Below are 26,837 nucleotides of genomic sequence, written 5' to 3' on the forward strand. Positions count from 1 at the left end.
CAGAAAAATAAATAAATTTCGTTCTGTCTTATGGAATTGGATGTGCCCCTGCATCATTGGGCTATAGGATCATTTAAAATGAAATCATTCAACCAGCATCGCCGTCTTAAAAACAGTTTGTTTATTCTTCTTTTCTTGCTGCCCGGCCTTGGCCATGCGCAAACCGCAAGGCAAATTGAAAAACGAATTGACTCGTTGGTTAACCTGGGTTTGCCAAAATCTGCATTAGAGCAGGTTAATCTGCTTGACCAGCTAGGGCATAAAACAGGCAATACGCCCGTAAAAATAAAAGCGGCCATTTACCGTATGACGCTGCAATCCTATCTTGATGAAAACTCAATCGTAGGGATTATAGATACTTTAAAAGCAAATATCCGCACCTCGGTTTATCCGGCAAAGCCGGTACTGCAGTCTATACTGGGGGCCATGTACTTTGTTTACTATCGCGAAAACCGGTGGAAGTTTGCCGGTCGCAGCCAGTTGGAAAAGCCCTCAAATGATTTCAGGGAATGGGACCTGAAAACCATTATCAACCAAACCGATCAAACTTTTCGTTCATCGCTGCAGGATGCGGCTCTTGAACAGCGCACACCTGTTGGCATACTGGATGGCGTGCTTGATGGCGATGAAAATACCCGCCCCTTGCGGCCATCATTATATGATCTGCTGGCGCAGCGTGCGTTAGACTTTTATCTTGATCCAGAACCAGCGCTGCCAAAGCCAAAATTACCTTTCTCGCTAGATGATCCTCGTTTTTTTGCTGACAGCAAAACGTTTGCCGGGCTCGGCCTAAAAACATCAGACACGCTTTCTACATTTTATACCGGTGTCAAACTGTTGCAACAACTTACACTGTTCCATTTAAACAGGCATAACGATGCGGCTTTGATTGATGTTGATATTAAACGTCTAGCGTTTATGCAGCAGCAAAGTCATCTACTTAATAAAGATAGTTTATACGCAACTGCGTTGAGAGGACTTGTTGCACAAGCAGACCGTCAGCATACTACGGGCGCCTACAATGCAGATCCGCTTTTAGAACTGGCCAAATACTATCACCAGAAAAATAATAACGTGCAGGCCCGCAATTACTGTAACCAGGTTTTATCACAAGCACCCAATAGTCATGCAGGCCGCAATGCGCAATCATTAATCAGCGATATCGGACAAAAAACGCTCACCGCTAATTTTGAGAATACCAGTTTACCCAATCAACTTATACTGGCGTTGATCAATTATCGCAATGTTAAAACTATTAACTATCGTATTTATCGTCTTAACGCCGCGCAAAGAGATGCTTATACCCAGATTGAGCATGGTAGCCCTGTGGTGGTTAAAAAATGGATTGACAACAATTTGCAGGCTACGCAGCCAACGCTAAACGGCTCGGCCTTTCTGCCTGATCTGCATGATTATCAGCCGCATCATACAGAAATAAAGATAGACGGCATGCCAGCCGGTAATTATCTGTGCATCATGGCCGATAGCGCGGCGGCTGGTGATTCAACGCTGATTACCCATGCACCATTAAAGGTAAGTCGCCTGAGTTATGTTACCCGTAGCGTGGCTAACGGACAGGAGGTGATTGTAACCGATAGGGAGACCGGCGCACCGTTGAAAAATGTACTCACGCAATTGAACGTCAAGAGTTCAAACTGGCACTCAAACGGATACATTTATTTGGATACCATTGCTGCCGCCCATACCGACGCGCAGGGCCGGCACCTGTTTCCATGGCAAATTAGCGGCACTGCAATTGTTACCCTGGCTATGAAGGGCGATACCCTGATTGGCGAAAACTATTATGCCACCAGCCTAAATGCTCCCGATGATGAAGACGATGACCCGGAAGAGAGGACCGTACTATTTACCGACCGGCAAATTTATCGCCCCGGCCAAACGGTTTATTTTAAGGGGATGCAGCTCAAGGTATTTAAGCATCATAACGAAATTGTCCCCAATTATGCAGAAGATGTTGAGCTGAAAGATGCTAACCGAAAAGTGCTCAGCAAACTTGAACTACACACTAATGAGTTTGGCACCTTCAGCGGCAACTTTACCTTGCCCCAGGCGTTGCTTAACGGCCAAACAAGCATTGAAACCGGGAATGGCAGCATCCAGTTCAGGGTGGAGGAATACAAACGCCCAACTTTTAAAGCAGAGTTTTTACCGGTTACAGAAAGCTACAAGCTGAAGGATAGTATAAAAGTAAAAGGCAGGGTAGAAGCATTCTCCGGCTATGGCCTCTCGCAGGCCCGGGTGGCCTGTCATATCACCCGCACCTTAACTATTCCGGGCCTTTATTATTATCCGCAGGGTTATACCCAACAGGAAATTAAAACCGATACCCTGGTTACTGATAATCAGGGCGCTTTTGAGATCAGGTTTAAAGAAGACGATGCCAATCTTACCGAAACCAAGGCCATCTACAATTACAACCTATCTGTAGATGTTACCGATGCGGCTGGCGAAACTCACTCGGCAAGTACGCAGGTAAAAGTGGGCAATAATAACATTAGTCTGCACGCCGGTCTATCTGCCCAAATCCTGGCGACAGATACTGCCCGTATTCCGGCCAGTATTAGCAATCTGAATGGCCAGCCGCAAAAGGGGACTTTACGCGTTCAGGTATACGCTCTGCAAAATCCCGAGAGGTTATTTAAGACCAGAAACTGGGCAGTGCCTGACGCGCTGGCCTTAACCCGGGATGAATATCATCGTTATTTCCCTGGTTATACCTATAAAAACGAAGCCGACCCGGCATCATGGGCGCAACGGGAACAGATTAGCGATACCACATTGCAAGTTGCTGGCATCAATAATTACTTCCGGCTTAACGCCCTGAAAAAGCAGCTTTCGGGCACATACCTTATCCTGCTAAGCGGACGAAATGAAAAAGGCGATACCGTATCTAACCGCAGTTATGTGCAGCTGATTAGCGCCGATGCCCGTCCGCAGCAACTATCTAACTGGCAATTGCCTTTTACGGAGCGGGTTGCCAGGGGCGGCAACGCCCGCGCGGTTATTGGTTTAAATGAACCGGTAGACGTGCTGCTGGAAAAGATCAGCAATAGCAAGCTGGTGTCAAGCCAATGGATCCATGCCGCACGTGCTAAAGAAGTAAGCGTGCCTATCTTACAAGCCGATACAAATGTGCAGGTACAACTTACCATGGTGTTGCATAACCGGCTTTATACCAGCACACAGTGGATTAACATCCCGGCGCCCGATACCCGGTTAAATCTCAAACTGATCAGCTATCGCGATAAACTGCAGCCGGGCGATAAAGAGCAATGGAGACTACGGGTGACCGGTCCGGACAGCAGCCGCCAGTCTGCCGAGGTTATGGCCGGGATGTATGATGCCTCGTTGGATGATATTGCCAGTCCTACGCCTTGGTCGCAGTGGATGCCAACCCATAGTCAGCGTTACTACAGCTGGATGTGGAACAGTAACTTCGCTCAAAATCAGGTTACGCAGCCTTTTAAATACCTGTATCGTGGTTACACACTTTCGGCCTATGATTATGAACGTCTGGATATGTTTGCCTACAATTACTGGGGCGGCTACAATTATGGTTATTATAATTACCTGCGCACCATAAGAAGCAATGCCCGGGTATTACAACGCGACGCAGAGGCAGAGCAGGCGTATAGAAATGCCATGAAGAAAGTAAAAGACGGGCTGGATGTAACCGGTACCGTTACTGATAAAAATATTGGCGGCCTGCCCGGGGTAAGCGTAAAAATTAAGGGGACTGATATTGGGGTAACAACCAACAGTAATGGCAATTTCAAGATGCGTGTACCGGTTAATGGCGTATTGCAGTTCTCTTTTATTGGTTATGAACAGAAGGAAGTAACTGTTACCAAAGCCGGTCCGGTTAAGATCGAACTGAAAGCTAGTGCCAACAGTTTGAACGAGGTATCTGTAGTAGGTTATGGAGTGCTAAAGAAAGCAAGTATCACCGGAGCCGTTGCATCTGTTAAGGCCGAAGAGCTCGGTTCTTTGAATGAGGTTGCTATTCATCAGGCGCTAGAAGGCAAGCTAGCTGGCGTTGCTGGGGCCTCTGGTGACTATAATATCATGATCCGTGGGGGCGGTTCCATTAGCTCAGATAAAGTTCCGCTTTATGTTGTTGACGGTGTGCCTACGGAGCATGCGCTAGATACCCTTTTACCAGCAGATATTGTTTCTATAGATATATTGAAGGATGCGGGAGCTACCGCTATCTACGGCGCAAAGGGAGCTAATGGTGTTGTTATCATCAGTACCAAGAGTGGCAGAAGCAGGCTGATGGGTGGGCAGGAGATAGCGGTGCGTAAAAACTTTAACGAAACGGTGTTCTTTTACCCGCAACTGCAAACCGACGAACATGGTAACGTACTCATTAACTTTACCATGCCCGACGCCTTGACCAGCTGGAAATTCAGAAGCTTTGCCCACACCAAAGACCTGAAGACTGGTTACTTTGAAACCGAGGTAGTTACCCAAAAGCAACTGAGCATAACGGCCAACACACCACGCTTTTTACGCGAAGGCGATACCATAACGATTGCTGCCCGACTAGCAAACCTTAACACTGCAGTTATGAAAGGCAAGGTAACGCTTCAATTGTTCAATGGCGTTAACATGCAGCCTGTAAAACTGCTGCTCAACCCGGCAGAAGCACAGCAGGATTTTAACATAGCACCATCTACCAACAAAGCTATATCTTTTAAAATGGCTATTCCGGCTGGTCTTGAAGCGCTTACTTATCGCCTGGTGGCAGATGGTGGTGAATATAGTGATGGCGAAGAGAACACATTGCCCGTGTTACCAAATCGTATGCTGGTTACCGAGTCCATGCCAATGATGGTGAGGGCTGGTCAAACACGCTCATTCACTATGAATAAATTGGTGAACAATACCAGCACTACGCTTCAAAACAAAACGCTGACGCTGGAGTACACGCAAAACCCGGTTTGGTATGCCGTGCAAGCGCTGCCATACATGATGGAGTTTCAGTACGAGTGTTCTGAGCAGTTGTTTAGCCGTTTTTATGCCAATAGCATGGCTGCTGGTTTAGTGAATAAGCAGCCGGCTATTAAACGGGTGTTTGATCTGTGGAAAGCTACAAACAGCGACGAACTGAAATCAAACCTGGAAAAGAATCAGGAACTGAAAAGTGTACTGCTGGAAGAAACGCCCTGGTTGCGCGATGCCATAAGCGAGACCGAGCAAAAGCGGCGGATTGCGCTCTTGTTCGACTTGAATAAAATGAGCAGCGAATTAAAGATCAATCTTGATAAGTTAAAAGACCGCCAACTGCGCGATGGTGGTTTCCCTTGGTTTGGCGGCACCCAGAGCGACGAATATATCACCAATTATATTGTTGCCGGTATTGGTCAACTACGCCGCTTGGGGATGGTAGACCATAGTAATGACGAGTTGAATGACATTAGCGGCAAGGCCCGCGATTTTCTAAGCGATAACCTGATCAACACGGCCAGGCGGCAAAAAGAGAAATCAAATTATTATGACCGCCTGCTTTCGGCATCTGAAATTTATGCATGGTACGCCCTAAGTTATTTTGCTGATGAAAAGCTAAATCCTGAAATGCAGGATCTGCTGGCCAGTTATCTTAAGCTGGCCAACGTTCAGTGGCTTGGCAATGGCGTTTACACACAGGCGCTGATGGCGTTAGCCATGCACCGCTTTGGCCATGACGCAGATGCACAGAAGATCATCCGCTCATTAAAAGAAACAGCACAGCGCAGTGATGACATGGGGATGTACTGGGGTAAAAATCAGTTGGGGTATTATTGGTATCAATCGCCCATAGAAACCCAAAGCTTGTTGATTGAACTGTTTAGCGAGATGCCGGGTAATGATAAAGAGGTAGGCGAGATGAAGATCTGGCTGCTGCGCAACAAGCAAACTGCCAACTGGAAAACTACCAAGGCCACGGCTCAGGCTTGTTATGCCTTGCTGCTGAGAGGTGAGGACTGGCTGACAACGGAAGCAAGCTCGACAGTTAAATTGGGCAACCAACCCCTTGCCGAACTAAAACCTGACCTTAAAGCCGACGCCGGTACCGGGTACATTAAGACCACCTGGAAAGACGGCGATGTTAAGCCTGCCCTGGGTAATGTGAGCGTAAGCAACACCGGTAAAACCATTAGCTGGGGGGCTTTGCACTGGCAGTATTTGGAAAATCTGGACAAGATCACGCCTTCAAGCACCGATATCCATCTGGAGCGTAAATACTTTGTGGTTAAACAAACAGATCGTGGCGAAATATTGACTGCTGTTGATGCCGCGCATCCGCCTAAAACGGGCGATCTGCTCAAGGTGGTGGTTTACCTCAAAGCCGGTCGCGATTTTGAATATGTGCAGCTGAAAGATATGCGCCCCGCCGGTACCGAGCCGGTTGATGCGTTGTCTGGCTATAAATTTCAGGACGGCCTTTGGTATTATCAGGTAACCAAAGATGTGGCTACCAATTTCTTTATCAGTCGCCTTAATAAAGGTAATTATGTGTTTGAGTACCGCTTGAGGGTGGCCCAACCGGGTAATTTCTCAACAGGTATCAGCACTGTGCAATGTATGTACGCGCCAGAGTTTAATGCACACTCAGAAGGTACCCGGATGACGATCAGATAAGTTGAAAATAATGAAGCGGCCGGCCGTTTGCAGTTCTATGGGTAGGGGTGATTTACAAACTTGCCAGAAACTCAGACGGCCGCATATTCATCACCTGCTGAAAGGTTGCGCTAAAGGCCGATAAACTTTGATAGCCGGTTTCATAAGCAATCTCCGTTAAATTAGAGCCCGTGTGCAGCATCATTTCGGTGCCTTTTATAATGCGGCGTTGCTTTAGGTATTGCAGAAAAGAGATGCTCAGTTCTGCCTGGAAAAGGCGCGACAGCGAGCGGTCGCTCATATTAAAATGTTCGGCAACGCTGGTCAGGGTAATTGGCTGGGCAATATGATTGGTAATATAATCTATAACCGGGCGCATGCGCGTGTTGGTGGTAGTGGGTACAATAAACGGCAGCGCAATCTGACTCACCCTTGGCAACATGTTTTTTAAGGTGATGAGAAACTGATATTCGGCGGTGTCGCGGGCGGGCTCGGCGTCAAAATCGCCGGTATAGATAATCATTTCATGCAGCAGGCGATTGATGGGATAGATGCCGGTTTTGTTGTAAAACGGGGCCTGGTCATCTTTATGCATCGAAAAATAGATGTTGCGAATGGCCGTGGCCGCAAATCGCACCTCCAGCCGGTGCACCACGCCGCCCGGTAGCCAGATATAATGGCGGGCCGGGATAACATAAGTTTTGGCCTCGAGATGAATGTAAGCAATTCCCCCCTCCACATAAGTTAACTGCCCTTTGATATGCTGATGCATCGGAAGCTTCCTTTCTTTTCTTTCATGTAAAACATACACCGTTTCCGGATGGCGATCGATCAAATCTAAGGAGCTGGTATCAACTTGCATGTGCTTTGTCTGGATTCATCTAATTAATGGCAAGTTACATCAAATTTAACATTGTGCCAAAGCCGAACTTTGTATCATAATGAAAAAGAGATGTATTTATACCGTAACAGCCGCCCTGCTGCTGATCTTTTATAAGCCAGCTTCAGCGCAAAACACTGGCGGCCAACTGCAACACCTCAGTCTTGATGAAGTGTGGGCAAAAGCCGTAACCTACAACAAACAGCTGCATGTTAAAAAGCAGGAAGTTGAAAGCGGCAAAGAAGAAATAAAAGACGCCATGGCAGAACGCCTGCCCGAAGTGCAGGTAGGCGGCGATTATGCCCGTGTAAGCAACATGCCCATTTTTGAGAATGGCCTGCTGCACACCCCATCTCAATACCCGGTACTGCACTCCACCTACGGGTTGGACGGCGATGCATATCTGAATATTTACAACGGCAATAAAACCAACCTGCACATAGCCCAAAAGCAAACGCTTGAGGCCGAAAAGCAGATACAGGTAGCCCAAACCCAGTCGCAGGTTAAGCTGCTGGCCGCCGTGCATTATCTGGAACTGCAAAAAGGTCTGATGTTTAAGCAATTGTTGCTGAGCGACATTGCGGCCCAGCAAAAACAGCTGGATAAAATTGAACAATTGCGCAAAAACGGTGTGGTGCTTAAAAGCGATGTTTTGCGTGCCCAGCTGCAACTATCGCGTCAGCAACTGTCGGTTACTACTATTGATAATGATATTGCCATTGCCCGCCAGCAACTGGCCGTTACCATGAGCGAGCCTGATGATTTTGCCGTGCAGCCGGATAGTACCTCCTTAGCTGATTCAGCCGGTGTAAAAACCTATAATGAACTGCTGGCCGATGCTTATCATCATGCTTTTGCGGGTAAGATATCAGAGCAGGAAACACAGTTAAAAGCACTGCAGCTAAAAGATGTTAAAGGTAGCAATATGCCTAAGGTTGGCTTGTTTGCCACGTATTCGGTAAGCTATCCGCAGATTATGTTCTATCCTTATTCGCCTTATCTGTATGGTTTTGGTTTGGCCGGTGTTAAGGCTTCGTTTTCAATATCCGGTTTGTATACTAACCGGCACAAGATCAAGGCCGCCCAAATTGAACTGCAAAAACAGGAGACCGAGCACGAGGATATGCTGGACGGTATTCGGCTCAGTGTAAACAATGCTTACCTGCGCTTGCAAGAGGCGCGTCACCGGGTTGAGGTGGCTAAAGTGAATGTAAAGCAGGCCGAAGAAAACTCGCGCATTGTTAACAATACCTATTTCAATCAAACATCACTCATTACCGATTTGCTCGATGCCAACAACACCCTGCTGCAAACCCGGTTTGAACTTACCGCCGCGCAGATTGGCGAGCAGGTACAATACTATCAATTACAAAACGCTATAGGAGATTTATAAGATGACAACCGCCGAAATTACCAAAACAGATAAACTGATAACGCGTATCTCTGCAGGTATCGCCCTGCTGCTGTTAGTAGCATTGGCCTGCTGGGGAGTAAGTTATTTGTATGAAACATCGCACGCTGAGGATACCAACGATGCGCAGGTGCAGGAATATATTAACCCCGTAACCTCAAGAGTAGGGGGCTACATTACCAAGATTTATTATGATGAAAACCAGGACGTAAAAAAAGGCGACACCCTGTTGGTGATTGATAACCGCGAGTATTTGTTACAACAGGAAGAATCGGAATCGGCACTGACCAATGCAAAGGCCCAGTTGAATGTGTTGGGCAGTAACCAGCAAACCACCGAGCGCCTGGCCGCCGTAACCCGCAGTTCTATTGAGGCTGCCAAAGCCAGACTGGTTAACAAGCAGCAGGAATATGATCGTTACAAAAAACTGTTTGATGCCGAGTCTGCCACCCGTCAGCAATTAGAAAATGTGGAAGCGGCGCTGGCCGTGGCCCGTTCTGATTATGATGCGGCGCAGGAGAATTACCAGTCGTCGTTATCAAAAATAAATGATGTGTCCGCTCAACGCGCAGTGTTAAGCGCCGAGATCAAAAGACGCGAAGCACTGGTAAGCCGGAGCAGTCTGGATTTGGATTACACCGTTATCAGAGCGCCTTATGACGGCAAAATGGGGCGCCGCACGGTACAAGAAGGGCAATCTATCCAGGCCGGACAAACACTGGCCTTTATTGTCGATAAAACTTCGGGCAAATGGGTGGTGGCTAACTTTAAAGAAACACAGCTAAAAGATATGCAGGAAGGCGACCTGGCCGAAGTTAGTGCCGATGCCTATCCCGGTAAAAAGTTTCAGGGTAAGATAGTTTCCATCTCTGGCGCTACCGGTTCCAGCTTTTCACTGCTGCCGCCAGATAACAGCTCGGGCAACTTTGTAAAGATTGTTCAGCGTGTACCGGTGCGCATCCGCTTAACACAGCAAAGCAGTGAGATTGCCCCACTACGTGCAGGGATGAATGTTAACGTTTCTATTGCCAAACATCATGACTAACGCAGTTGACCAGCCGGTATTTAAATCGTGGGTGCCCGAGTGGGGCATCCGCATTATCATTTTCCTGGTGATGTTGCCGTCGCTGGGGCTGTTTGGCCTGTCTATGGCCAACAGCACCGCAGCGGCGGGCTTTTATGGCATTGAACCGCCCGATGTGCAATTTACCATGATTGTGTTTTACGCGGCCGTAGCCAGCTTTTACAGTTTTGAAACCAGGCTGTTTAGTTATATCGATATCAAAAATTACCTGATACTGAGCACCGGACTGGAGCTGATAACCTCCTACGTTTGTTATGCCACCAAAGATCCTATAGTACTAACCATTTTCCGGTTTTTGCAGGGCCTGGGGAGTTGTGCGGCTACCAGTATTTGTATTACGCTGATATTTAATCGCCTGCAAACAGAACGCGCACGAGAGATTGGTTACTCGGTGTTTTACTGTATCCTGCTCATTATATCGCAGCTGACTACGTTAGTAACAGCCCCAATGCTGGATGCGGTTGATTACAGCGCATTGTATAAAGGTATTATTTACCTGTACCTGCCCGGCTCTATGTTGCTCTACCTGGTACTTAATAACGTGAGGTTAGAAAAGCGCATGCCGCTGTATCAGTTAGATTGGGCCAGCTTTGTGCTTTATGCCGCGGCTATCTGTTTGCTGGGCTTCGTTCTCATTTACGGTCAGCAATACTACTGGTTTGCCGATGCGCGTATTACCGGGGCGGCAATTGCTTCTGCATTGTTGTTTGCGTTGTATGGCTTGCGCCAGCGTTCTTTAAAACGACCGTACCTGTCGTTCAAGGTATTTAAATACCGCAACTATTGTACGGGGGCTTTGCTGCTGTTTGTGTTATACCTGTGTCGAGGATCATTAAATGTAACCAGTCTTTTTTTTACCGCTGTGCTGGGGCTTGATCCATTGCATTTGGGTATAGTGCTAATGGCCAATATGGCTGGAATTATTGTTGGTGTGATGATCTCTTCAAGGATGACACTGACGAAACGCCCCATGAGGTGGATCACGCTATCAGGATTTCTGTTAATGCTGATATTTCATGTGTGGATGACGCAGATGTTTACCGTTCAGGCTAATCTTGATGAATTTATTGTTCCGCTGATGCTGCATGGCCTGGGAGCAGGATTACTAATGGTACCTGTGATCTTATTTATGATATCTGCCGTGCCGCCGGCCTTAGGTAAATCTGCTTCGGGCATGGGTGTGTTGGTGCGTTTTTGCGGTTTTTGCTCAAGCCTGGCCTGTATCAATTACTTTGCAGATCACAGCAAAACCCAGCACTATACGCGCTTTTTGCAAAATTTAACTACAGATAATGTATTATGGGGGCAGCGCACCGCTGCGTATGCTGGTGCGTTGCAATCAAAAGGATTATCTAACGATGCTGCTGCAAAGGCCGCAAACGGTTTGGTTGCAAAGGGCATGAGCACCCAATTGCAGATCCGTTTTTCTATGGAGTATTACCAGTGGATAGCTGTGATATTGGTTATCCTGCTGATTTTTATTGCCTTGTATCCATACTTCAAAAAAACACTTATCAATACGGGTAATAATGCGCCGTCTGCAGTAGGGGGATAATGGAGTTTGGCTGATTAACAGAAAGCCTCTTAGTTTGCTAAGAGGCTTTCTGTTTTGAGTGAAATTCGATAAATCTGCTTTCCCAAATTTTTTTTACCTTCGCGGCCCTGAAAATTTTTATCTCTAAATCCACGCGGGCATGAAGCAGTTTTTATATGGAATTGATTTTGGGACAACCAACTCTGCAATAGTTATTTATGACGAAGAGGCGGGACAGATCTTTGATAAGATTATTATCCCTTCTCTCATCTATTTCTACGCCAATCCAGAAAAGGGGAGCGAGAAGACCTATGTTGTTGGCGAAGAAGCTGTTGCTGCTTATTTAAGTGATGGCATGCAGGGGCGTTTCATTAAATCGGTTAAGCAAATACTGTCCAGAAGCAGTTTTACAGAAACGCGCATTCAGGGTAAAAAATATACCGCGTCTGACCTGGTAGCGGTGATTCTGAAGGAATTGAAATTTCGTGCAGATACCTTAACAGGGCAAGACGGCCAAAAGGCGGTAATTGGCCGCCCCGTATTTTTTGATGATGACGATGTACAGAAAGATACCCTGGCACAAACCCGCCTGCAAAAAGCGGCAGATCTTGCCGGTTTTACTCAGGTCCGCTTTCAGTACGAGCCTATTGGCGCTGCTTTTGCCTACGAGCGGAATTTGCAAAGCAAAGAAAACGTGTTGGTAGCCGATTTAGGTGGTGGTACAACGGATTTTACCTACCTGACACTCGATCCTCAAAAGGCTGGCAGCAAAGACCGTAAGAGTGATATGATGGCCAGTGGGGGTATTTATATTGGCGGCGATAGTTTTGACTCGGCTTTTATGTGGGAAAAAGGTACCCCTTACTTTGGCAGGGATGTGCAGTATCAGGCCGGCGGTGGTAAGTATTTGACAGTACCAAAATCGCTGTTTGCCAACATCTGTACCTGGGAGAAAATGAACTTTTTGAACGGTCAGCGGGTGAAGAAGGAGATGGATGATTACTATTATTTCTCGGGTAAAGACCGCACATTTAAAAACTTGATTACGCTGGTAGAGAATAACCTGGGGTACTCGGTTTTTCAGTCGATAGAGAAAACAAAAATTGCACTTTCGGGCACAGATAGTACTGTGTTCAACTACAAGCACGATGATATCAGCATCAGCGAAGAAATATCACTGCCCGAATATGAGCAGATCATAGCTAAAGATGTTGCCCGTATAACAGCATACCTGCAACGTTTTCTGGCGGAGAACAATATAGCCCCATCTACCATCGATACCATCTTTTTAACCGGTGGTACGTCTATGGTTCGTGGTATCCAGCGTTTGTTTCAAGATCAGTTTCCGCACGTTAACCTGCGCTCTGGCGATAATTTTAATAGTGTGGCCATTGGCCTAGCGTATAGCGGCTATCTTTTTGAAAATTAATAACGCTGGGTCTAACCCAGCGTTATCTCTCGTTTGATGCTGATCTCTTCTAAAAAATGCCGGTCGTGCGAGATGACCAGGAGCGTGCCATCATAATTGGTTATCGCAGCGGTTAAAATTGCTGTGGCGGCCATATCGAGGTTATTGGTTGGCTCATCAAGAATAATGAGGTCTGGCGCCTGTTGCTCTAAAGTAAGGCAGCATAAAGCCAGCCGCATGCGTTCACCGCCGCTTAGGGCGCTGCAAGGTTTATCCCAGGCTTCGTGGTCAAAAAGGCATTGGTGCAGCCGGGTTCGTACCGTGTGTTCTTCCAATCCGGTTTGATTATGTTGTTGCGCCTGTTCATAAACCGTTAGCCTTTCATCAATCATTGCATAATCCTGATCAATGTAAACCGGCAGATTAACAGCTCTTTTTAATATGCCAGCTGTAGGATTGATCTTGCCGAGCATCAGTTGTACCAAGGTGGTTTTCCCGGAACCGTTGGCTCCTTTAATGGCAATACGCTCGCCCCCGTTTATTTTGAAATGCAGATTTTCATGCCACAGGTTATTGTTATCATAAGCAAAGTTTAAGGCCTCTGCCTCAAACACTACTTTGCCCGCAGGTAATTTCACCGCATCAAAACGGATCTGTAGCTGATCCATCGCATCGCGGTTATCGCGTAGCTCTCTGAGGTTTTGCGAGATCTGGTTGGTTTTCTCGGCATGTGCGCTTTGCGTTCTTGCAGTGCTTTGCTCTGCCTGGTCTTTCAATGTTTTGAGCATGATACGGGCTACGCCTGACTTTTCTTGCTGCCCGCGACCGCGTGCATCGCGTTTTTGCTGGCGTTCCATCGCTTCACGGGCTTGGGTTTTGGCTTGTTTCAATGCCCGTTCCTGGCTGTGGATATCCTGTGCCAATGCGGCTTGCTCTACCTGTTTTTGTTCGGCAAAAAAGCTGTAGTTGCCACCGTATAGGGTTATGCCTTTACGGGTTAGCTCTGCTGTTGAGTTGGTTAAATCCAGCAGCGCCCGGTCATGACTTACCATTAGTGCAGCATGTTTAAAACCTTCTATCAGTTCATAAAGTTTAGTCCGGCTTGGTTCATCTAAATGGTTGCTAGGTTCATCCATTAAAATCAGTTCGGGCCGATGGATGGTTATGCCGGCCAAAAATACTTTGGTTTTCTGGCCGCCGCTCAGGTTGCTCATTTGGTGAGAGAGCGATATGTTGCCCAGTTTCCATTCTTCTAAAGCCTGTTGGCAACGTTCTTCTATGGTCCAGTCATCGTCCAGGGTAGTAAAGTCCGGCTCTGTTCCGGTTCCTTTTAAAATAGATTGTAAAGCGGCATATTTCCGGGCCACGTTTAATGCATCGGCCACAGTCAGGCTATCATATTGCCCAAAATGTTGAGGCACGTAGTAGGGCAGTGCATCATATCTTATCTGGCCCGACGTTGGCGTTAGTGCTCCGGCTATCAGCTTCAGTATGGTTGATTTACCGGCACCGTTGGCGCCAATCAGCGATAGTTTTTGGCTGGGGCCGACAAATAAATTAATGTGATTAAATAAAAGCTCCTTATTAGGATGCGCATAGGCAATATCCTGCAGTATCAGCATAGTAAATTTGATGAAGAAAGTAAAAAGAAAAAGCCCGGAGCCGGAACCGGCTGGCCATTAATTTAAGATCGATGAGGAATTGCTGATCACATAAAGAATGCGTAAAAGTACGGGTTTTTTATCAAAAAACGCCTGATTATAATTCGACCGGAGCAGGGCGCTTTGATAAGAAGCGATCTTTCAATAAATTAGTATAACCATAGCCTGCATATTTACGTATATTGCAGACTAGTATTTGCTCTCTTTAATTGAACTCAAACTTATGACACTCCGCAAGGTAATTTCTGTTGCCTGGTTGGCTTTGTTATTGGTGCTTGCTGGCGGCTTGCTTTGGTATAATCAGTACCGTTACAGTTTGCCCACGCCGGTTCCGGCAAGTTACCGCCCCATTGCCAACGGTAAGCTTATTCCGTTGGAAGCCAGTTTTGGCCAGGGGAACGGCAAGCCAACTTTTATCCATTTTTTCAATCCGGATTGTCCTTGTTCGCGGTTCAATATCGATCATTTTAAGTCGCTGGTAACCCAATATGGTCAACAGGTTAATTTTGCGGTGGTCGTTTTATCCAAATACCCTTACAATATCGCCGACTTTAAAAAGAAATATAATATAGATGTACCGGTAAGTACCGATGGCCGTATTGCTGTTCAGTGCGGTGTATATTCTACCCCGCAGGCTGTTATTCTTACCCGCGATCAAAAACTGTATTATCGCGGTAATTATAATCGTAGCCGCTATTGTGCCGACGAGCAAACCGCTTACGCTAAACAGGCGCTAACCGGTTATCTGGCCGGAGATTTACCAATGCATTTCAACCGCTTTGCACTGACGGCTTATGGCTGCCAGGCGCCGGGTTGCTACAAATAATAACATGACTGTTTTACACGCCGACCCCGAAGTGCTTGCCCACCAGCAAACCTACCTGCTGGACATCAAGAAGCGATCGGACAAATTCATTAATTATTTCCTGGCCTTCTACTACCTCACCGGTATTGCGCTGTCGTTTTATTACGATACCTGGCTAATCGGGCTGAGTTTAAGCACCATCAGCGTGGTAGCTTATTACAGTATAAAATGGCTGCTGCCCGAAAGTGATTTGTATCAATATGTGCTGAGCGCGGTGCTGGGCTTGTTCCTGGCGCAGTTTATATACCAGATGCACGGCATGTTTGAGATGCATTTTTTTGCGTTTATCAGCAGCGCGGTGCTCATCACTTATCAAAAGTGGAAGCTGCAGATCCCGTTGCTTATTGTAGTGGGCATACATCATGCAACTTTCAGTTACCTGCAAAATCTGGGACATGGCGAGGTGTATTTTACTACGCTGAGGTATTTTGATAATACTACCCTGATAATACACCTGGCGTTAACGGTTGTTATCTTTTTTATCAGCGGTTTGTGGGCTTATCAGCTGGATAATTACGGAGAAAAGCAAATTCTGAACAATGTGGAGGTGAGCCGCCTGCAGAAAGAGGCAATTTTAAACGAAGAGCGTAAACGCAACGAGGCAGCCCTTAAAAAGTTTAACCAGGAATTGCTGGCTACCAACCGTGATTTGGAACTGGCCCGTAAGGAGGCCGAACAGGCCAATAAGGCAAAGAGCATTTTCCTGGCTACCATGAGTCATGAGATCCGCACGCCGATGAATGGGGTACTGGGCATGGCCGCTCTACTGACCGAAACGCCGTTAACCGAACAGCAACGCACCTATGCCGAAGCGATTAATACCTGCGGCGAGAACCTGCTGACGGTGATTAACGACATCCTTGATTTTTCAAAGATTGAAGCAGGCAACCTGGAGTTGGATAGTCATGATTTTGATTTACGCAACGCGATGGAAGATGTGCTGGATATTTTTGCCACCACCGCGGCCCGCAAACAGCTGGAAGTAGCTTTGGAGATTGCCGAAGATGTACCGCGCCATATAGTGGGCGACCGCGTGCGTTTACAACAGATATTAACAAACCTGATTGGTAATGCCATTAAGTTCACCTCAACTGGTGAGGTGATTGTACGTGCTGCTGTAATTAGTGGGGATGAGGATATAGACGGTATCATCGGCCTAAAACTATCGGTTAGGGATACCGGCATCGGCATTGCGCCTGATAAGGTGGGCCGTTTGTTTACCGCATTTAGTCAGGCTGATTCTTCTACCACCCGCAAGTATGGTGGTACAGGTTTAGGCTTAGCCATATCGCGCAGGCTGACGGAGTTAATGCACGGCGAGATTTGGGTGGATAGCACGCCGGGCACGGGTTCAGAGTTCTCATTTACTATTCGTACGCAGAAAGGGCAGGAGGTGCCGCCGCCTTATACGGTATTCCATATTTCCCGGCATGCCGGGAAATCAGTACTGGTGGTTGATGATAATCAAACCAACCTTACCATACTTGAGCAGCAGTTACTCAACTGGAAGCTGAAGCCAGTGGTGGCACCATCTGCAGATGAGGCGCTAAAACTACTGGGTAGTGAGCAGATAGATCTGGTGATTACGGATGCGCAGATGCCAGAAGTTGACGGTGTTGAACTGGCCCGACGGATCAAAGCAATACACCCGCTGCTGCCGGTTATATTGCTCAGTTCAATTGGCGATGAGCGCAACATGACCGATACCGGCCTGTTTGAGCACGTGCTAACCAAACCCGTCAAACAACAATTGCTGGGCAAATATATTTCACAAAGCCTGTCGCCCAAAACAGGCGCAGCACAGGAAGAGACCGTTAATAAATTCCGGCTTTCGCCAGATTTTGCTTTACATTATCCTTTCCAGATCCTGGTGGCCGAAGATAACCGCATTAACCAGATGGTAATTATGCAGATCCTGAGCAAACTGGGTTATGCGCCAGATTTGGCGAACAATGGTATAGAGGTGTTAGCCATGCTGGCCGAAAAACTTTATGACCTGGTGTTGATGGATGTGCACATGCCGGATATGGATGGCCTTGAAGCTACCCGCCTTATTCGCCAGACGCTGGATAGTCAGCCGCTAATTTTGGCCTTAACCGCCAACGCCATGATAGAAGACCGTGAAGAATGCCTGGCCGCCGGTATGGACGACTATATTGGCAAGCCCGTGAAGTTTGAGGATTTGATGACCAAACTGCGGAAACTATATAACCGGAATTTAAAATAAGCGGTTTCCCGCGGATGTGCTTGCGTTAAATAGCGGTTTAAGTCAAATTTGCTACCGTCGTTTTTCCGTGTTTACTGAGGGTTACGGGTTTTTTCTGGATAATATTTTTGCACCTCGGTTTTTGTTCATAGGAACCGTACCTTTATAAAGGTAACGGCCGTCTATTGGGGCAGACGGTCGTTTTTATTTTTGTAGCATGCAGTTACCTCGCTAAGATTTCAATTAATAATCCCAGACACTTTCATAGCCGCCAAGTGCTTCTGCATAGGCAATCAGTTCTGCATAAAATGGCGATTGCCCCAGCGTGGCGCTATCGCCCACCAGTATCAGTTTCATGCGGGGGCGGGTCATGGCCACATTCATGCGGCGATAATCTGATAAAAAGCCAATTACTCCTTCGGCATTACTGCGGGTGAGCGAAAGATAAACTACGTCGCGCTCCTGTCCCTGGAAACCATCTACCGTGTTCACTTCTACCCGGGTTTCTGCCAGCAATTCTTTTAGTAATGCTACTTGCTTTTGGTAGGGGGCAATAACGGCTACACTTCTGCCCATGTAGTCCATTGAGGCTATGTGCCGCACAATGAACGCAGCTTCCTCTGGGTTGCTCATGCTGGTGCCATCGGGTTGTTCTTCATAACCTGCTCCGGCGGTATCAATAAAGGTAAAAGGTTTATCACCGGGGGCCAGTAATCGGTTTGCTACGGTAGGGCTGGCCTGCAATCGGCCTTCATAAAATTTGAGAGATGAAAAACCCATAATGGCGGTGTTCATCCGGTACTGGGTTTCCAGTAGCGTCACCGCTTCAGGGTGCAGCGCAACGCATTTTTCCAGCAGGGTAGTGGTTAACCCGCTTTGGGCTGATTTTACGGTAGGTGGTAATTGCTGATGATCGCCCGCCATAATCAATCGATCGGCTTTTAGAATGGGGATCCAGGCCGCAGGTTCCAGCGATTGGCCGGCTTCATCCAGTATTACGGTGCGATAACGCCGGTTGCGGATGGTATAATGATCGGCACCAACCAGTGTGGCAGTGATCACCTGTGCTTTGGCAATCACATCTTCAATAATAAATTCCTCTATTTTGGTTGCGTCGCGAACAATGCGGTGGGCTTCGTCAAACAAGGCCTTTCGTTGATCGCGTTCGGCTTTGCCAAAGCTGCGTTTATATTTATGCGCCATGTCTTTAAAACTGGCGGCCTGTTTCTTGAGTCTTTTTATCTCTTTCGCCTGATGGTGTTCGGCTATCCGGCTATCCAGCGTAAGCTGTTGCAATCGTTCAGATACCCGCACCGGGTTGCCAATGCGTAATACGCTTAAGCCACGTTCGGCTAACTTTTCGCTTAACAGATCTACCGCCGTGTTGCTCGGTGCTACCACCAAAAGCTGTGGTTCACCAGAGGCTACCAGGGCTGCAATACCAGCTACCAGTGTGGTTGTTTTGCCTGTTCCCGGCGGCCCGTGCACTATGGCCAGGTCCTCTGCCGATAGCATGCGTTCAACTGCCTGTTGCTGAGAAATATTGAGTGAACTGGTTGAAAATGGTGGCGTTGTGGCGCTAAACTTAGGGCTTTCCTGTCCGGTCAGTACTTTAATCAAACGGTTGTCTGTCTTAGCAGCCAGCTTCACTGCATCCTGCATCTCATCGTAGCTGTACGCGTCAAACAGCAGGTCTATGCCAAGTTTTCCGGCATCTGCCCAATCAGGTAGCTCTTCGGTTAATAGTGTTATCCGCATGCGGTCAGCACCAACGTAGGTAATGGTGCCATTTACCCGGTCGGCCCGGTCGTAGTTAGAGAACAAGGCCACGCTGCTACCAAAACGGAACTGATGCCCTAACTCGCGGTTGGTGGTCCGTTCTACCTCGATGCTCAGGTAATCACCCCGTACAGGTTCCGTTCCGCGAATGGCAATAGGGTACCAGCAAATACCGGCAGACCGCCGTTCGGCGGCGCTGGTGCCTGCCGTTAGTTGGTTAAAAGCAGCTTCGTCTGCAGTGCGTTCTGCTGTAAGTTGATTTAATAAGTTTTCGAAATACGTCCCCGTCATGCGGTTGCAAGTATAGGTAAAGCAAAAAAATATTCTATCTTCACTTTATCAATTATTACGCCTATGTTTCCCCGGATTAAAGAAGAAATAAAAATTGGTGAGCTCACCCTGAGGTTCCTGTTTGACGGAGAGGACACCGACAACAGCCTGGTTGTTTTTGAAATGCTGGTTCCGCCTAATACCAAGGTGCCTGCGCCGCATTACCATGTACATGTTGATGAAACTTTGTATGTGATGGAAGGTACGGTGGAGCAGCTGTATGGCACGGAAACCCGCGTGCTTAATCCCGGCGATAAGGTTTTTATTAAGCGTGGCACTGTGCATGGGTTTAACAATACCGGCACTGAAACTGCCCGTGGGCTTTGTTTCCTCTCGCCAGCCAGCATCGGTCCTGAATATTTCAGAGAGATTGCCGCGGTAGTTAATGCCGGTGGCCCGCCGGATATGCAAAAGCTGTTAGACATTATGAAACGCCATGGACTGGAACCGGTAAAACCGGCATAAAGTTGGGTTAATGGCTTGCCTTTAGAATTTTAGCCAGGGTAGTTCCAGATCGTGGTATAGTAGAATGGTCCAGTGTTCCTTGGGGGCTTGGTCCAGCCATTGCTTGCGTAAGTTCATGGCCTTTTTACCGTCGTAGTCGGTTTTGTAGGCGATGTGATAATCAGCGTAGCGTTTTTGCGGCAGGTTATCTGCACCGTAAAAAAATGTCTGTCCCTCAGCTTTTAACCAAAATACCAGTTGGAATGAGGTATGGCCTCCGGCTACCTCATACGTGATGCCAGGAAGGATAGTGCCTTGCTGTTCAGTCAGCAATTTAATGTTGGGCAAAGTACGGAGGTTTTTCAGTACACGTTTGTCATAAGCCGGTTTATCGGTCTGTGTTAGTGCAAAGGCTAGTTCCTGTTCAAACACAAATATTTCGGCATTGGGGAAATACGTTTTATAAACGGCGTCATCAAAATAACCCAGTCCACCCAAGTGGTCTTTGTGCAGATGAGATAGTAATACTTTGGTAACCTGATTGGGCGTGAAACCCTGTGCTGCCAATAACGCTACAATCTGATGATCCTTTGATATTTCATTGCCTAAGCCTGTATCCAGCAAAATCAACTCCCCATCCAGTTGAATGAGGAAAGGGCGGATGGCCATATGCAAGGTATTTGGCGCCGGCGTTATACCGGCGCTGAACGGTGTGTAGTTCTTTGCGTCGTCTACCTGGTAAAGACCTTCTGCTAAGGGGATAACTTTCATGTGCGGGTTAGTTGACCGTATAAACGTTAGCAACGGCTTTACGGTTTTGCAGATACCAGCGGTAACCCACATAAGCGCCCACAGCTAACAGTCCTGATAATGCCTCGATTGATACCACATAACGCGAAGGCATCACCTCGGCCAACCAGCCAATGAGCAGGCTGCCTACCGGCGTTATGCCCAGATAAGCCATTACATAATAGCTGATGGCCCGCGCCCGCATGTGATGCTGGGCATGGGTTTGGATGTACATGTTAATGCCTGATACCTGGATCATCATCCCAGCGCCGGCAATCACCATCCCGGCTATGGCTACGTGCTGCACAGGGGCAAAGGCCACAATAAGCAGACCAATGCTAAAAACCACACTGGCTGTGAGGATGGTGCCAATCAGTTTATCAGCAGCTTTTAAGCGTGCCAGGTAAATGGCGCTAAACAGCGAGCCCAAACCCACTGCGCTCTCAAACAGGCTGAAGGTGCCTGAGTTGCCATGAAATACATCCTTTGCAAAAACAGGCATCAACGTGGTAAACGGAATTACTAGCAAGCTGCTTACCGCACATAATCCAAGCAGGCCCAGAATGTCTTTTTCAGACAAGATATAATCCAGCCCTTCTTTTAGTTCGGCCCAGATATGTTGTTGCGGCTTTTCTGTAACCACTGTGTTGATACGCATCTGGTAAAGGCAAATCAAGATGGGGGCATAGCTCAAAAAGTTGCTGATGAAACAAAAGTCCTCGCCAAATGTGCTGAGCAATATACCCGCCAATGCAGGGCCCACCAGGCGCGCCATGTTGTTCATGGTAGAGTTAAGGGCGATGGCGTTGGGTAGGTCGGCTTTGTCGTCAACCAGTTCAATCATCATAGATTGGCGGCAGGTTACATCAAACGCGTTGATGAGGCCTTGCAGCAAGCTCAAGAAGATGATGGTAGAGATGTTGTAAAAATGAAAGAAAACAACCGCTGCCAGTGCGCCTGCCTGTAGCATGGCCATCAGCTGGGTTTGTTTCATCACCTTAAACTTATCGTGCCTGTCTACATAACTGCCGGTGTAGGGCGACAGGATAAGTGACGGAATAAGGCTCACGAAGCCAGTGATACCCAGCAACATGGCCGAACCTGTTAAACGGTAAACCAGCCACATTACGGCGGTTTTCTGGATCCAGGTACCGAGCAGCGATACCGACTGCCCGTAAAAGAACAATTTAAAATTGCGGTATTTGAATGATCTGAATGTGCTCATTTTGTAATGATCAAAAGCATTTAAAATTGTGCCCTTGATTTATTCTACAAATTTCCGTCACTTTGATTGATTTGTAAAATGGTATTTTTCTATCACATTAATCGATAAAACAGATTGATATGGAGCTGCGCCAACTCAGATATTTTGTAAAAGCCCGCGAGTTAGAAAATTTCACCGAGGCTGCTGCCCAGCTGTTTATCAGTCAGAGTACGCTATCGCAGCAGATCAAACAGCTGGAAGATGAACTGGGCACGCCGCTTTTTGACCGCGTAGGTAAATACATCCACGTTACCGAAGCCGGCAAGCTGTTTTATGATTATGCCCTGCAATGCCTGCAGAAGGCTAATGACGGTTATCAACTGCTGAAAGATCTGAGTGAGTTGCAAACCGGGCACCTGGTTATTGGTGCTACCTATGGGTTACGACATATGCTTACCCCGGCGCTGGTGGCCTTTTACCGGCAGTATCCGCAGGTAAAGGTGGAAGTGATCTTTGATACCTCAACCGAACTGCTGACCCGGCTGGAACGCTTTGAGGCCGATTTTTTGCTCACCTATGAAGAAGTGCAGATGCGCAAGGGCATGAAATACCAACCTTTGTTCGAGTCTGAACTGGCATTTATTGTTCGTAAAGACTCGCCGCTGGCCACAAAAAAGTCGGTTACCTTGAAAGAAATTCAGGCCTTTGAGCTGGCTTTGCCCTCTAAAGGATTTGTAACCCGAAGGTTTGTGGATGAAGTGTTTGAGCAACATGGTATTGTGCCGCACATCAACCTGGAGATCAGTGATATCCCAACGCTGCTGGAGTTGGTTGGTACGGGGCATTGGCATAGCATCCTTACGCATACTACCGTGGCAGATCAGCATGATCTGGTGGCGCTGCCCATCCGTTCAGTAACGGCGCTGCAGCAGGCAGCTATCATTTCTTTGGCCGATGTTTATGAGAAGAAGGCAGCGCGGGCGTTTTTTGAGATCTTACTGAATCGGGGTTGATCTGCTGACCGGTATTTACCGCATGAATTATTAAACGTAAATGTTACATTTATTTCGGTAGGCTTGTTCTATCTTTAATGTTTTCAAAATAACCAATAAAAATTTCGTTAAGCATTTAAAGAAAAAAATGAAAACTTGCTATCAAATGGTCACCGCAGGCTTGCTCTCGCTGGCTTTTTTACTTCCAATGGGAGTTGCAAATGCGCAGGACGGCGCTGCCGCCACACAACCTGAACAGGGACAAATACCACCGCATCCACCACGCTTACCCGAGGCGGTTATTCCGGCATTTCCGGGTGCCTGGGGCGGCGCTATGTTTACGTCCGGCGGCCGTGGGGGTAAAGTTATTGCTGTAACCAATCTGAATGATAGCGGCCCGGGTAGCTTACGTGCTGCTTTATCAGCCGAAGGCCCGCGTATTGTCATCTTCCGCGTTGCAGGTACTATTAAGATAAATACCGATCTGGACATCAATAACCCTGATATTACCATTGCAGGTCAATCTGCTCCTGGCGATGGTATTTGTGTTGCCGGTACGCTAAACATTAACACCCATAACGTAATTGTGCGTCACCTGCGTGTGCGTCGCGGTATTCCAACCGGCGGTCAGGGTGATGATAACATTGGTGGCAATCCGCATCACCATATTATTGTTGACCACTGCTCTGCCAGCTGGGGTATGGATGAAAATCTGTCGCTTTACCGCCACATGAGACCATCTTATGACGGAAAAACACAGATCAAAGATCCGGCGGAATATATTACCGTTCAGTGGTGTATCTCAAGCGAGGCATTGGACGCTAAAAGCCACGCTTTTGGCGGTACCTGGGGCGGTAACCCATCAACGTTCCACCACAATCTTTTTGCTTGTAATACTGCCCGCAACCCATCAATAGGTATGTCTGGCGATTTTGATTTCAGATACAATGTAGTATTTAATTGGAAAAACCGTTCAATTGATGGCGGCGATGAAACTTCTACCATCAACCTGATTAACAACTATTTTAAACCAGGTCCGGCAACTATTGATGAAATGCGCGATGTTTTTGCCCGCATTGAACAACGTAGCCAGTACTCTCCGGGCAGCGCCTGGGCAGCTGGCGGCTGGTTCCCTAAGGCGCCTGTTCGTCCGGGTAAATGGTATGTGGCCGGTAATATTATGTTTGGCAGTACTGCTGCTACCAACAATAACTGGGCTGGTATGCGCGGTCCTGAAAAACTGGCGCGTGTTAATACACCGTTTGTGGGCTGGCCGGTTGCTCCGCATCAAACTGCAGATGTTGCTTATGAAGCTGTGTTGGCTAAAGCAGGTGCAACCTTACCAAAACGCGATGCTATTGATACCCGCGTTGTTGAAATGGTACGCACAGGTAAAACCACCACCCCAACAGGTATTATTAAAGACGTAAATGAAGTAGGCGGTTATCCAAACCTGACCTACAAACCATCTCAATTACCTAAAGACACTGATGGCGACGGCATGCCAGATGAGTGGGAAATTAAATATGGCCTCGACCCAAAAAATCCAAAAGATGGTGCTATTGACAGCGATGGCGATGGTTATACCAATATTGAGGAGTATTTGAACGGTACTAACCCGAAAGAAAACATTAACTACCGTAATCTGGGTAATAACGTAGATACCATTAGCTAAAGAGATTTAGTTAGTAATTGATGATAAAAATTATTGTCATTGCGAACCCTTTTAGTTCCTCGCAATGACAAATAAGTTCTAATTCAATCTGCGGATATAAAAGAAGCGGCCCTTTATCTCTAAAGGGCCACTTCTTTTATATCGGGATTTTTATAATTCTTTATGATCAATATGATCAGTCTTGGTATCGGCAATATTAGGACTGTTATGCAGCGCTAAGCCATTCACCTTATTAAGTACCAATGTAGGCACGCCTGATGGATGCTGACCGCGGAGGTGCTCCAGATCTGCACCGGTTATGCTATCGAACATAAAGGCCGGTCGCTGGTCGGTGTTCATGTAATGTACCTCGATGTCTTTCATTTTCAAATCGTTTACATGGCGAACAAAGAAACCGTAAGACGGTGTTTCTTTAAAACGGCCGGGCTCAGGGTACTCTTTCTCTAGCTCTGGCACTACAATTTTGGCCTGTTCTGCTGTGCCACCGCCTTTAAAATAAATGCGGATGTTGCTCAGCGTTAAATCATTAATGTCATGCCCGGGTATGCCGCTGATTAGTGCGCCCTGGCGGGGATCGGCATTATAACAAACCACGTTGCTGATGATTACGCGGCGCAGTGCACCAACGGTATCAGTAGCCGGGGCACGCATGCGGCCATTCAATCGCACAAAAATGGGAGAGTTGGTAATATCGCGCATGGTGATGTTGTTGATGGTCACATCCTCCAGCAAGGCGCCGTCTGATGTTTCTAACGCCAGGCCGCGGCAGTAAGAGAACACGCAGTTAGAGATAGTAATGTTTTTAAAACCACCGTTTGATTCGGTACCGAATTTAATGCGGCCAGTAGGTCCATCGGCACCATAATCTATCGTTCGTTTAAATGTGCCGTCAAGAAACGAGCCCTCGTCATAGCCGCTTACCTGGCAGTTGGTAATGGTTACATTCTCCGTCGCGCGACCGGTGTTCAGGCCGTAAGAGCTTTTAAGACAGATACCATCGTCCTCCGGAGAGTTGACGCTGCAGTTAGAGATCCGCACGTTCCAGCAACAATCCACATCCATACCGTCGCGGTTGGTATCCATTTTCAGGTTGTCAATGGTCAGATTGTCTGTAGCGGTAGCCAAAATGCCAAACCAGCCACCATGCAGAATAGAAAAATCGCGCAGAATAACGTTGTGGCATTTATAGAGGGCGATAGTTTTGTTAGGATTCATAAACGTCTCGTCCGTCATTTTGTTAATGCGGTTGGTACGTTCCAGTCCTTTACCCCACAACAGGCCAGGGCCAAGAATGGATACATCGTGCAGGTTTTCGCCCCAGATCAGGCTGTTGTGCCAGTGGCGGTGTCCAAAATCTTCATATTGGTTAGTCACCACGTTTTCTGGTTTGTCATAACCGGCCTCGGGCGTATAATCGGCAGCAACAATGGTAGCGCCCTGGTCTATATACAGCGAGATATTGCTTTTGAGATGGATAGAGCCACTGAGGTAGCTACCGGCCGGAAACCATACGGTACCACCGCCGGCAGTTGCCGCGGCGTCTATGGCTTTGTTAATGCTTTTGGTGTCGATGGTTTTGCCGTCGCCTTTGGCGCCATAGTTGGTTACATAATAAATTCCTTTGCCCTGCGCAGCCGCAACAGATGCGGCAAAACAAAGCGCAAACGCCATTTTAAGGCATGCTGATACTTTCATACTAGGATTTGGGTTTGATAACTGGTAATGCGCTAAAATAATGGTTGTCACCTTATTTTATGCGCTGCAAGGGTAACGATACTGTTGCTTTGCAGAAAATACGACGGGAGACAAGACAGTTCAGGACAGTCCGGCACAGCTTTTCCATTATCAACTATCTATCTTTAATTTAATTGTACTAAATACAGTTGTAACCCAATTATAATCAAGCCGGCTGCCTGCACCCCTCCGTTGCGTCGGTTGTTTATTATATAAT

16 protein-coding genes are annotated in these 26,837 nt (G+C 47.3%); 10 read left to right on the forward strand and 6 right to left on the reverse strand.

Annotation, left to right across the window (positions count from 1 at the left end):
* The first annotated feature begins 78 nt into the window (after window positions 1-78).
* Entirely contained in the window at window positions 79-6,645 is a 6,567-nt protein-coding gene (locus tag ABZR88_RS05350) for an alpha-2-macroglobulin family protein (protein ID WP_170113591.1), read from the forward strand.
* 52 nt (window positions 6,646-6,697) lie between these two features.
* Here the strand turns inward: ABZR88_RS05350 and ABZR88_RS05355 are convergent, their stop codons facing one another.
* Window positions 6,698-7,396, reverse strand: a complete 699-nt coding sequence (locus tag ABZR88_RS05355; protein ID WP_245917032.1) for an AraC family transcriptional regulator — start codon at window positions 7,394-7,396, stop codon at window positions 6,698-6,700.
* A 169-nt stretch (window positions 7,397-7,565) separates the two neighbouring features.
* Between ABZR88_RS05355 and ABZR88_RS05360 the strand changes: the two genes are divergently transcribed.
* The 4 genes from ABZR88_RS05360 to ABZR88_RS05375 all read left to right on the forward strand — a co-directional run bounded on the left by ABZR88_RS05360 (window position 7,566) and on the right by ABZR88_RS05375 (window position 12,962).
* The gene (locus ABZR88_RS05360) at window positions 7,566-8,897 is read left to right on the forward strand and encodes a TolC family protein (RefSeq protein ID WP_107828441.1); all 1,332 of its coding nucleotides are present in this window, start codon (window positions 7,566-7,568) and stop codon (window positions 8,895-8,897) included.
* Between the two features lies 1 nt (window position 8,898).
* Window positions 8,899-9,960, forward strand: a complete 1,062-nt coding sequence (locus ABZR88_RS05365; RefSeq protein WP_107828440.1) for an HlyD family secretion protein — start codon at window positions 8,899-8,901, stop codon at window positions 9,958-9,960.
* Complete coding sequence (locus ABZR88_RS05370; RefSeq protein WP_107828439.1) at window positions 9,953-11,554, forward strand: MFS transporter; 1,602 nt, start codon at window positions 9,953-9,955, stop codon at window positions 11,552-11,554. Before ABZR88_RS05365 ends, ABZR88_RS05370 begins: the two co-directional genes overlap by 8 nt.
* A 139-nt stretch (window positions 11,555-11,693) precedes the next feature.
* Complete coding sequence (locus tag ABZR88_RS05375; protein WP_107828438.1) at window positions 11,694-12,962, forward strand: Hsp70 family protein; 1,269 nt, start codon at window positions 11,694-11,696, stop codon at window positions 12,960-12,962.
* 11 nt (window positions 12,963-12,973) lie between these two features.
* Here the strand turns inward: ABZR88_RS05375 and ABZR88_RS05380 are convergent, their stop codons facing one another.
* Entirely contained in the window at window positions 12,974-14,563 is a 1,590-nt protein-coding gene (locus ABZR88_RS05380) for an ABC-F family ATP-binding cassette domain-containing protein (protein ID WP_107828437.1), read from the reverse strand.
* Window positions 14,564-14,825: 262 nt separating this feature from the next.
* Between ABZR88_RS05380 and ABZR88_RS05385 the strand changes: the two genes are divergently transcribed.
* Both ABZR88_RS05385 and ABZR88_RS05390 read left to right on the forward strand, forming a co-directional pair.
* A complete protein-coding gene (locus ABZR88_RS05385; RefSeq protein ID WP_245917031.1) occupies window positions 14,826-15,428 on the forward strand; it encodes an AhpC/TSA family protein in 603 nt (200 codons plus the stop codon).
* Between the two features lie 4 nt (window positions 15,429-15,432).
* The gene (locus tag ABZR88_RS05390) at window positions 15,433-17,694 is read left to right on the forward strand and encodes a response regulator (RefSeq protein ID WP_170113590.1); all 2,262 of its coding nucleotides are present in this window, start codon (window positions 15,433-15,435) and stop codon (window positions 17,692-17,694) included.
* Between the two features lie 222 nt (window positions 17,695-17,916).
* Here the strand turns inward: ABZR88_RS05390 and ABZR88_RS05395 are convergent, their stop codons facing one another.
* A complete protein-coding gene (locus ABZR88_RS05395) occupies window positions 17,917-19,743 on the reverse strand; it encodes an AAA domain-containing protein (RefSeq protein WP_107828435.1) in 1,827 nt (608 codons plus the stop codon).
* 63 nt (window positions 19,744-19,806) lie between these two features.
* On the opposite strand from ABZR88_RS05395, the gene ABZR88_RS05400 reads away from it, so the two are divergent.
* On the forward strand, window positions 19,807-20,247 hold the full coding sequence (locus ABZR88_RS05400; protein ID WP_107828434.1) for a cupin domain-containing protein: 441 nt from the start codon (window positions 19,807-19,809) through the stop codon (window positions 20,245-20,247).
* A gap of 21 nt (window positions 20,248-20,268) precedes the next feature.
* On the opposite strand, the gene ABZR88_RS05405 is transcribed toward ABZR88_RS05400, so the two are convergent.
* The gene (locus tag ABZR88_RS05405; protein WP_107828433.1) at window positions 20,269-20,997 is read right to left on the reverse strand and encodes an MBL fold metallo-hydrolase; all 729 of its coding nucleotides are present in this window, start codon (window positions 20,995-20,997) and stop codon (window positions 20,269-20,271) included.
* A gap of 7 nt (window positions 20,998-21,004) precedes the next feature.
* The gene (locus ABZR88_RS05410; RefSeq protein ID WP_107828432.1) at window positions 21,005-22,240 is read right to left on the reverse strand and encodes an MFS transporter; all 1,236 of its coding nucleotides are present in this window, start codon (window positions 22,238-22,240) and stop codon (window positions 21,005-21,007) included.
* Window positions 22,241-22,359: 119 nt separating this feature from the next.
* Between ABZR88_RS05410 and ABZR88_RS05415 the strand changes: the two genes are divergently transcribed.
* Window positions 22,360-23,232, forward strand: a complete 873-nt coding sequence (locus ABZR88_RS05415; RefSeq protein WP_107828431.1) for a LysR substrate-binding domain-containing protein — start codon at window positions 22,360-22,362, stop codon at window positions 23,230-23,232.
* A gap of 127 nt (window positions 23,233-23,359) precedes the next feature.
* A complete protein-coding gene (locus ABZR88_RS05420; RefSeq protein ID WP_107828430.1) occupies window positions 23,360-24,886 on the forward strand; it encodes a polysaccharide lyase in 1,527 nt (508 codons plus the stop codon).
* Between the two features lie 150 nt (window positions 24,887-25,036).
* On the opposite strand, the gene ABZR88_RS05425 is transcribed toward ABZR88_RS05420, so the two are convergent.
* Window positions 25,037-26,581, reverse strand: coding sequence for a glycoside hydrolase family 28 protein (locus ABZR88_RS05425; protein WP_211309794.1), 1,545 nt, complete (start codon window positions 26,579-26,581; stop codon window positions 25,037-25,039).
* Between the last annotated feature and the right edge of the window lie 256 nt (window positions 26,582-26,837).

The sequence above is a fragment of the Mucilaginibacter yixingensis genome (genome assembly GCF_041080815.1).
Classification (GTDB): domain Bacteria; phylum Bacteroidota; class Bacteroidia; order Sphingobacteriales; family Sphingobacteriaceae; genus Mucilaginibacter; species Mucilaginibacter yixingensis.